This window comes from Moorena bouillonii PNG (genome assembly GCF_001942495.1).
Taxonomy (GTDB): domain Bacteria; phylum Cyanobacteriota; class Cyanobacteriia; order Cyanobacteriales; family Coleofasciculaceae; genus Moorena; species Moorena bouillonii.
The window spans coordinates 5213514-5222716 of the sequence record NZ_MKZS01000001.1 but is presented as its reverse complement, the minus strand read 5'-3'; the positions used below and the strand labels follow the sequence as shown (position 1 = coordinate 5222716).

The following is a 9203-nucleotide window of genomic DNA, read 5'->3' as shown; positions in this document are numbered from 1 at the left end:
TCCCTTTTGGATAATATCTTGATAGGTAACTGATTCTTCCATAACTTCCTCCCTCAACAATCGACGGACTAAATCTTTGTCAAACCGTAAACCAGCCAGTACATCCACACAGGCCGCTAGGTTTCCCCGTAATGGTTTTTCTTCAATTTTATCCACTTCAGCAACCACTTGCTCTAACAATCGATTAGGCTGATTACTCCTGGCTAAAGTGGCCAAGGGTAACAGAGCTCGATTGGCCAACAGTGGTAATGGGTCTTGCTCCCACAGGCGAATTATTCTATAACGGTGCCAGGTATTAATATCCCTAAACTCGTTATTGAATACCATCTGTGAGGTCGTAGACTTTAGAAAAATTACCACCTGTTCAATCGAACATCGGTATTTGCGATGTAATCTGACCCAATAGTCCAACATCCGAAATGGTAATGGTGGCTCGGATTGGGGCAGGGTTTGAAATTCTAGGTGCAGAATTTGGTTAGTACTTTGCAGTAGACTCAGAGCATCAGCTTGAATTGGTTCAGCACTTAATTCGGCTTTAAGTACCTGAATATCATCAGGTGCCTCACCCAATAGCCAGTGAAAAAACTCCGATGGGTATGCTTCTGCTAAGTATTTACAAATATTGTCGTAAGCCAAGGCAAATTGTTCAAAATTAACACTGTCTCAGACAGTGTAGTGAATCTGAACCAGAAAATTGATCGCACCCGGATCTTGTTTATTGATTCAAGTTATGATACCGGAGCACTTCTGATTTGGATCAGATACAAAAAGAATAATAGTAAATCCAGTTAATCACTTCTAAGGGAATATTTCCCAAGTTTTTTGATACTGAATTTTGCCCCCCTAGCCCCCCAATTCTGGGGGGAACAAGAATCTATTTGCTGGTAGAAGTCCCCCAAAATTGGGGGATTTAGGGGGCTTGGATGTAGCAAATGAGACTTCTCAGACAACCTCTAAGGGGAAAATTTCAAAAATGCTGAAATCCCTTATTTAAACTCAGCAATTGATCAGCATAAGTGCCAGTTTTATCTTTCAACCAAACCTGATTACCACTAGTAATCTTGCCAATTACTGCTGCTCCCTCCCCCAGTTGTGCCACTAATTCTTCAGCAGTTTCATTGGGCAAACATAGCACTAATTCAAAATCTTCACCACCATACAACGCCCAATCCAAAGCTTGCTCTGGGGACACCAATTTACTCAAGCTTGGAGGCAGGGTAATTCGGTTCGGATCAATCTCAGCACCAACACCACTAGCACGACAAATTTGTACAATAGCATCTGCTAAACCATCGCTACTATCCATACCCGCAATGGATAGTTGGAGGGTTGAAGGTTGAAGGGTTGAAGGTTGAAGGTTATCTGGTTGAAAGTTATCAGGTTGTAAGTTATCAGGTTGTAAGTTGGAACTTTCAACCTTCAACCTGTTAACCTGTAACTCTAGTAACCTGTTAACCTGTAACTCCAGTAAAGCTATAACATCAAGTCTGGGTTTAGGACGCTGGTGAGCTTTAATCAGAGATAGCCGTTCCTCTGGACCTAAGTCTTTGCCGAAATCCGGCTTGAGGAGTAATTCTAGTCCAGCCCGGGAAGCACCATGAACACCTGTCACCACAATGGCATGTCCCACCTTGGCGGCTGTTCTGCGGATAGCTCGGTCGGGGTAGACTTGACCAAAGGCAGTGATAGCAATAGCAATAACCGGCGAGCGACAGATATCTCCTCCCACTATTGGTGTATTGTACTGGTTCAAACACTGAGTCATACCTTGGTAAAGTCTTTCAACCCAGCTAACCGCTACATCCCCTGTCAGGCTTAAGCCTACCGTAATGCCTAGGGGGGATGCTCCCATAGCAGCTAAATCAGACAAATTAGCAGCAGCAGCACGCCAACCAGCATCTTCTGGACTAGTAGTGCATTGGCTTACCCCACCATAGCGATCGCTAAAATGCACCCCATTCACTAAAACATCTGTAGTAATCACCAAGGATTGACCAGACTCTGGAGGCGGAATTACCGCTCCATCATCCCCGACAATCCCTGGTGGACAGAAAGGCTGTAACCGTTCTAGAAGACGTTGTTCTCCGATATCTTTTAGTAATTCAAGGGTCACGAGAAAACGATCTATCTATTGATTGATACTTCTGAGTGGCATAAACTGAGCTAACGGTAATGGCCTTGCTGATTATGGGTATGGTTTTGCCCCCCTAGCCCCCCAAGTTTGGGGGGAACAAGACTTTCAAAGTCCCCCAAACTTGGGGGATTTAGGGGGCTTTAATAAAACTAGATTATCGCGCATTCATTCCTTAATTCAGCAACGCCTTATATTCAGCTATTGCCTCTTGCCTCTTGCCTCTTGCCTTGGGCGTAGCGCTATAACCGATAGGATAGCTATGCCTGGGGCTCAACTAAATTCTCAATCCCATCAATAACTCTCATCGACTCAATTACATCCCCTCGTTTGAGCTGTCTGAGTAACTCTTTGTTTTCTACCACATAGCCAAAGACAGAATAGCGCCCATCCATAAAGTTAATACCAGCTGGGGTAAGTTCCGGTTGAAACAAGAAGAAGAAAAACTGAGAAGAGCCACCATTGGGGTCTTCTGCAGGACGTGCCATCGCTAGGGTACCATAAGCAGAGAAAGGCAGCACAGGTTGCTCACGATAACGACCAATTTCTTCCAGGGTAAACTCATAAACCGGTTCCGAGTCCCCTTTAAGCATGATTTCTATGGGAATCCCTCGGTATTCACCAGTTTCTGGGTCAATAAAGCCTGTCGCTTTTCCTGGAGGGTCTCCTGCTTGCAGGATATAGTTATCTTCAGCACGGTTGAAGGTTAGACCATCATAGAAACCCCGCTGTACCAAATCCACAAAGTTACCGGCGGTGACTGGAGCATTGTAACCATCTACCACCATTCTCAAGGAACCTTCCTTTGTGGTCATTTCCACGGTAGCGCGACCCTTAAGTTGAGGTAAGTTACTATACTCTGGGGGTACCTCAAAGGGAAACTCCTCTACCATCAATTGTTCCAGTTTCCCAACTTGATCCAAGAGTATGCCGCGCTCAATCAAGACGCTTTCCTTGTCTTTAGCCTCCACAGCTTCTCGAATCTTAGCAATTTCGGCTTGGATCTCGGCAATTATGGCTTCGCCTTGGGGTTTTCTGGCATCTGGAATGTCCGCTAGCAATTTCTGATCACTACTAGTTAAAACCACAGCAGCTTTAGTAATATCGCTGGTGATGGGACTCCAGCGTTTTCCCCGCATTTGTTGAGAAATATCCTCCAAACTGGCTTGTATTTTCCGCACTGGCTGATTATCTATCGGTAGGCTGTAGCGCAACAGAGCTCTACCATCAGTAATGGCATTACCCCCTGGTAATCGACTTTCACGAGCAGGTTCTTGATTACCAAAGTTAAACTTAAAGTTCCACCAAGCTCCACTCAGACCTAAGGAAAGGGACATTAACAGCAGCCCCAAGAGGGTAGTCTTGGTCAAGCGTTTCCACCAATCTGGCAAAGAGATCTTTAAACGTTTCATAAAAAATAATTGCCCCAAGCATTACACCAGTGGTGTCAAGGCTGATCCACAACGTATCAAAACTTCATCTCATATCTTCCCATGTCAAGGTAGTTTATGATACTGTTGAGCCGTTAGCGTGGGTCTTTCACCTGGGGCTCTCACCGATCACAGCAATAACCCACTCCCCTAGACAGGTTATCCCCCTCTCCCGATGTTCCTATCCCCCCATCGATGATTTCACTAGCTTTGAGGTGATTGGCCAAAAGTATCGCTTAGTTTAGGGTTGACAAGTCCCTTGCCGCACCACTTTGGGACAAATCTTTACGTTAACCTCTTTAGTGCAACTTTCAACCTTCAACCTCTCAAGGGTAAAATAAGATGCCGATTGTTCTGCCCGAGTTAGCAGGTTAATGATTTCTAGTAACGACTTTCGCACCGGTGTCTCCATTGAGTTAGATGGATCCGTATGGCGGGTGGTGGAATTTCTCCACGTCAAGCCTGGAAAAGGTTCCGCCTTTGTTCGTACCAAACTAAAAAATGTCCAGACAGGGAATGTTGTAGAGAAAACCTTCCGGGCTGGGGAAACAGTACCCCAGGCAAACCTGGAAAAACGTGCCATGCAGCATACCTACAAAGATGGCGATGAATATGTCTTCATGGATATGGAAAGCTTCGAGGAAACTCGTCTAACTGAATCACAGATTGGCGATCGCTCCAAGTATCTCAGTGAAGAAATGGAGGTGAACATCCTGTTCTGGAACGACCAGATTCTAGAAGTAGAACTTCCCAATTCTGTAGTGTTGGAAGTAGTCGATACTGATCCTGGTGTTAAAGGTGATACCGCTACTGGCGGTACCAAACCAGCCATTGTTTCAACAGGAGCTCAGGTGATGGTTCCTCTATTCATTTCCATAGGAGAGCGCATTAAAATCGATACCCGTAATGATTCTTATCTTGGTCGCGAGTAAATTGTTTTGATGCCTTTATTTGATGCCCTGAATATATCATGGCAATCAAGATAATGGACTCACCTGACTACTAAGGCAAAATAATGCCAAAAAATCTTCATCCTTAGCCTTTAGGCCCAAGACCCTAACCTCTTTTTAAAAATTGTGGCATTAGACATCAATCAACTTCGTGATCTCCTAGCTGCTATTGCTCAAACCGATATTACAGAACTGACCCTCAAGAGTGATGATTTTGAACTCACAGTGCGTAAAGGGGTCAGTATCCCCCCTACTAGTGATTCCGGTGGACATAGCACTCCTTATCAAATTACTCCAAGCCCGGTAGAGGTAGCCCCAACACCAGTAACAAAACCAGAACCACCAGTACCTCCACCAGGGGTAGATCAAAAGTGGGAGGAAATTAAGTCACCCATGGTCGGGACATTTTACCGTGCTCCTAATCCTGATGAAGACCCCTTTGTGGAGGTAGGGGAACGCATTAGTGCTGGTCAAACTGTTTGTATTATTGAAGCTATGAAGCTGATGAACGAAATTGAAGCAGAAGTGACTGGACAAGTAATGGAAATTTTGGTTAAAAATGGAGAACCAATAGAATATGGTCAAGCATTAATGCGGATTAAACCTGACTAAGCATTACTCCTTAGATAGGTTTGACAGATGTCAAGCTAATAATAGCTGCTAGAAGCGAAAATAGGTTTGCTGGGCATGCGAATTAGATGTCTGCCAACGTATATTTATTTGCTACAGCGTCGGTTGAAAAATTTTCATCCAACGCTAGTGATCAACTGCTCAAAGAAGTCTAACCTGGGAAACCTCTAGAGTGGGAAGTTTTGATCGACATCTTGGCGAGTCAGTGGTTGATCAAGCATTAAGCCTTCTCCACCTAAAACCTCTAGTTGTTTCCCATCTACCTCAATCCATACTTGAGTATTGGGGTCGAGACTGGTTGCTGTATAAACAACTTGGGCCAGACGACCGCTCATGGAGCTACTGCCCCCACCAACGGTAAATTCCTGGGACAAGTCTACATGAACACCATCATTTTTGAGAGAAACACCCCGTAGTTTTGTACCTTGGGGAATAGTGGTCGTAAATGTGCCATTGGTCGGCCCAGCCAATAAACTGTTGAATGCGCTCTCTAAGATCTCACCTTTGTTAAGGGTCTTATTATTTAAGGGAATTGGACTGGGAATTAAAACAATTTTATTATCAACATCATTGAGCCAATAGACCTGAATTTTTTCCTTAGTTGAGGGTTTGTCAGTTGTGGGTTGTATAGTCTGAGATGACTTGGGTGTAGATGACTCGGGTGTAGTTGTCACAGGCACTTCTGGAGAAGATTGCTGTGAACGCCATGCCCACCAGCTACCTCCACCTGCTGCTGCTAAGACTAGGATGGAAATACTGGCAATCACACCGAGAGGAATACCACGATCGTCTTGTTGGTCATGCATAATAACTGATTAATCAAAAGGTTGATTTACTGTAATTTGATTGGCTGTGCTCAGATCTGACTAGTGGCACGAAACCCAATTGATTTTTTGATACTTCATGCTTGATATTTCATCCTTCATATTTTATATTTAATACTTAACACGGTTTACTCCTTAATCCGCACAAATGCTGCTAATTCTAATTCACTAGGATTTAACTGGAATTGTAAGATTCGGGCTGTGATACCTTCATCTTCAATATTGCTCAGATTTAAGCGCTGGCTAAGACTACCAACAAATAATTTGATTACCTGAGGAGGCAGTGGGTTCCCATCAACCGACAACTTTGGTTCAATTAGCTGTATGCTTTTCCCGCTCAGGATGGCCACACCGGAGTTTAAGATAATCTCTAGGGGTTGATTATCTCCTTGCTGTAATGTCACTTGTAAATAAATACGGTTGTTATCTAGGAAGTTTACTTGTGAATTCAGTAGTTTATAACGCCTACTGCCACGACTGATCACAGCATTGATCAAATCGTTTAATTGTTCTCTAACTTCCGGCGACTCTAGAGCTTGGTTAATATCTGACTCGGTTAAAACTAGACGCACTCCAGCTTGTAGCGGTTGCCTCAGAGAGTTCGCTAGTGAGTCTTTACCACTGTTACGGACCTTCTCTATATCAAGGTCAATCGGATCAGTTTCTAATTCCAACAGACCAATCCGGATATCTGGCGTCAGCCATAACCCCTTACCAGCAATTAAAACCTGGTCTACTTTGCCTGGCAAAATTTGATAATTGGGAGTGTTGTTAACTCGGACTTGCAATTGCTCGACCTGGGAAAACTGGGAGCGGATATTGCTTTCGATCACCTTGTCGAGGATGAAACCCACCCCAGAAATGACAGTGATTAAGCCTGATAGGAATATGGTCAAAAATTCCATGAAAAAAAAAGGCAGAACGTTAAAAGTGAGGTGAGGCAAGGAGGGGAGTTAAGGGAGATAGGGTAGGTGTAAATAGTAGAGCAAAATTCAAGTTAACTGTTAAGACTTGGGAACAATAAACTTGCCTATCAGGCAATAGAAGAGGATTCAATGCCTTCACACATCTTACACAGGTCTTAACACAGTTAACTTGATCAGGACTTACGCACCAAGACCCTTAAACCCTGGTTTCTGGTAATACATCAAAGGTTTAAATCGGTGTAATTACCGTCAATAACCAGCTGGCTGGGGTAAGTCCTGTTTATTTCTATCCATGTCCTTACAATAAAATTCCCTCTTAATCTTATCCCAAAACCCAGTTGAACAACCCTGTGCTAAGAGCAGGGTTGTTCAGCTGGTTTTCCTTCTGACAATTCAAATTTCAATGGAAACACCATAACGTCAGGCATAAATTGTGATAGCAAACAACCCCACACCAAGCTTTTAAGATGGTGTGGAGCTTTGAGAAGATTTTGTTAACTCTGCTCAACGGTCAACGGTCAACGGTCAACCTTTAACCAACAGCCGAGTTTTTATAAGAATCCTGCGGCAGCACTAAGGCTTTGAGGCACCTTACCGTTAGTGTGGTGAGTTTTTCCATTGCCATTACGGGGCTGGATTACTCCATATCCGCCATGATTGCGTTCATAGATTACATTAATCTCCCCGCTTTTAATGTTCCGGAACATATAAAAATCGTGGTCTACTAGCTCTAGTTGTTCCAAAGCTTCCTCTACAGTCATTGGCGGCATGGCAAAATACTTCATGCGCACCACTTCTTCCGGTAGCTCAGGAGTGCGATCGCTAATCAGATCAACTGGCACCGATTCTTCTTCTAGTATTACCTCTGTCTTGGCCTGATTACGGGTTTTCTGAGATTGCAGCTTCTCCTTATATTTGCGCAGTTGACGATGAATCTTATCAGCCACCAGATCAATGCTGGCATACAAGTTTTCAGTACCCTCTTGGGCCCGAATCACTGTCTTATTGGCATAAATGGTTACTTCAGCTGTCTGTTTAGGGTTTATCCGAGGATTACGAGCCACCGATAGATTTATATCCACCTGATTGGTAATGTTTTGAAAATGATTGACCGCCTTTTCTATTTTTTGATGTACATAGTCACGAATTGCATCGGTGATATCGATGTTTTTACCTTGGATAACAAGCTTCATACTGACTACTCCATCTCGTAACGTTTGCGCTTGACAATAGCAGTGGAGGTTGGGGAGATCTGCTATTGCTTCATACTCTTACCCTATCACTTTGTATTCTAGAGAACATCAACTTTTGATTTCTCTTTAAATTCCTTTGCATTCGTTGACATTGATAAAATAGGGCATAGAGTATGGTATTATTGACGATTGTGCGTAAATGTTTAATTAGTGATCAAGGCTTAGTCCCTTACACAGTGGCTTGGGAGCAACAGCGATCGCTAGTTAGTCAACGGCTCCAAGATTCCAGTTTGGATGATATTCTCCTGTTGCTGGAGCATCCACCAGTTTACACCCTAGGAAAAGGGTCGAGTATTGACTTTCTCAAATTCGATCCCAATCAGGTTAACTTGGAGGTGCATCGGATAGAGCGTGGTGGTGAAGTGACCTACCATTGTCCTGGACAGCTGGTAGGCTACCCAATTCTCAATCTCCGGTATTATCGCCAAGATTTACACTGGTACCTCAGACAGCTGGAGGAAGTTTTGATTCAGGTGTTGGCTGTCTATGGACTAAAGGGTGAGCGGGTGGCTGGGATGACTGGTGTCTGGCTAGAAGGATGTAAAGTTGCTGCCATTGGCATTAAGGTGAAGCGCTGGATTACCATGCATGGCTTTGCTTTGAATGTCTGTCCTGACCTTGCAGGTTTTAATCATATCGTTCCCTGCGGCATTGCGGATAAACCGGTGGGTAGTCTAGCTCAGTTTATTGCGGATCTTAGTGTGGAACAGGTAAGGTTAGATCTCTGTGCTAAATTTGCTGAGGTTTTTGGTGTGCAACTGATCAACCAAGGGGAAAGGGAATTTTGCTGATACCAAATAGCGTAAGCATATGCGCTACGCGCACGCTACGCGAACAGCATTCAGCATTCAGTTATCAGCCATTGGCCTATGGCCACGGTACTTGAGGTGCATATGCTTACCAAATAGCTAAAGTCTTGCTACAAATGCATCCTGGTTTTAGGGTAATGGTATCGCACTACCCATTAAGGTGTTTGATGTATTTCACATTGGTATAAGCTGAAAACCTGTTGTAGTCAACTTTTGCCTGTTGCCTGTTGCCTGTTGCCTTGCCCGTAGC

At 44.0% G+C, this 9203-nt stretch carries 9 protein-coding genes; 3 read left to right on the top strand and 6 right to left on the bottom strand.

The window, feature by feature from the left end:
• From BJP37_RS21195 to BJP37_RS21185, 3 genes are all read right to left on the bottom strand, one after another.
• A partial coding sequence (locus tag BJP37_RS21195; RefSeq protein WP_075901744.1) for an RpnC/YadD family protein occupies window positions 1-636 on the bottom strand: 636 nt, incomplete at its 3' end.
• Window positions 637-967: 331 nt separating this feature from the next.
• A complete protein-coding gene (locus BJP37_RS21190) occupies window positions 968-2113 on the bottom strand; it encodes a thiamine-monophosphate kinase (protein WP_075901742.1) in 1146 nt (381 codons plus the stop codon).
• A 278-nt stretch (window positions 2114-2391) separates the two neighbouring features.
• Window positions 2392-3543: a peptidylprolyl isomerase gene (locus BJP37_RS21185; RefSeq protein ID WP_075901740.1), complete on the bottom strand. Its 1152-nt coding sequence runs from the start codon at window positions 3541-3543 to the stop codon at window positions 2392-2394.
• A 392-nt stretch (window positions 3544-3935) separates the two neighbouring features.
• Between BJP37_RS21185 and efp the strand changes: the two genes are divergently transcribed.
• Window positions 3936-4493: an elongation factor P gene (gene efp / locus BJP37_RS21180; RefSeq protein WP_075901739.1), complete on the top strand. Its 558-nt coding sequence runs from the start codon at window positions 3936-3938 to the stop codon at window positions 4491-4493.
• Between the two features lie 144 nt (window positions 4494-4637).
• Window positions 4638-5123 (top strand): acetyl-CoA carboxylase biotin carboxyl carrier protein, encoded by a 486-nt coding sequence (gene accB, locus BJP37_RS21175; protein ID WP_075901737.1) that lies wholly within the window; start codon window positions 4638-4640, stop codon window positions 5121-5123.
• Between the two features lie 185 nt (window positions 5124-5308).
• Here the strand turns inward: accB and BJP37_RS21170 are convergent, their stop codons facing one another.
• The 3 genes from BJP37_RS21170 to hpf all read right to left on the bottom strand — a co-directional run bounded on the left by BJP37_RS21170 (window position 5309) and on the right by hpf (window position 8084).
• Window positions 5309-5947, bottom strand: coding sequence for a GerMN domain-containing protein (locus BJP37_RS21170; RefSeq protein WP_075901735.1), 639 nt, complete (start codon window positions 5945-5947; stop codon window positions 5309-5311).
• Between the two features lie 146 nt (window positions 5948-6093).
• Window positions 6094-6870 (bottom strand): LmeA family phospholipid-binding protein, encoded by a 777-nt coding sequence (locus BJP37_RS21165; protein WP_075901733.1) that lies wholly within the window; start codon window positions 6868-6870, stop codon window positions 6094-6096.
• 572 nt (window positions 6871-7442) lie between these two features.
• A complete protein-coding gene (gene hpf / locus BJP37_RS21160; RefSeq protein ID WP_070394121.1) occupies window positions 7443-8084 on the bottom strand; it encodes a ribosome hibernation-promoting factor, HPF/YfiA family in 642 nt (213 codons plus the stop codon).
• Window positions 8085-8257: 173 nt separating this feature from the next.
• Between hpf and lipB the strand changes: the two genes are divergently transcribed.
• Window positions 8258-8935: a lipoyl(octanoyl) transferase LipB gene (lipB, locus tag BJP37_RS21155; RefSeq protein WP_075901732.1), complete on the top strand. Its 678-nt coding sequence runs from the start codon at window positions 8258-8260 to the stop codon at window positions 8933-8935.
• Window positions 8936-9203 lie beyond the last annotated feature (268 nt).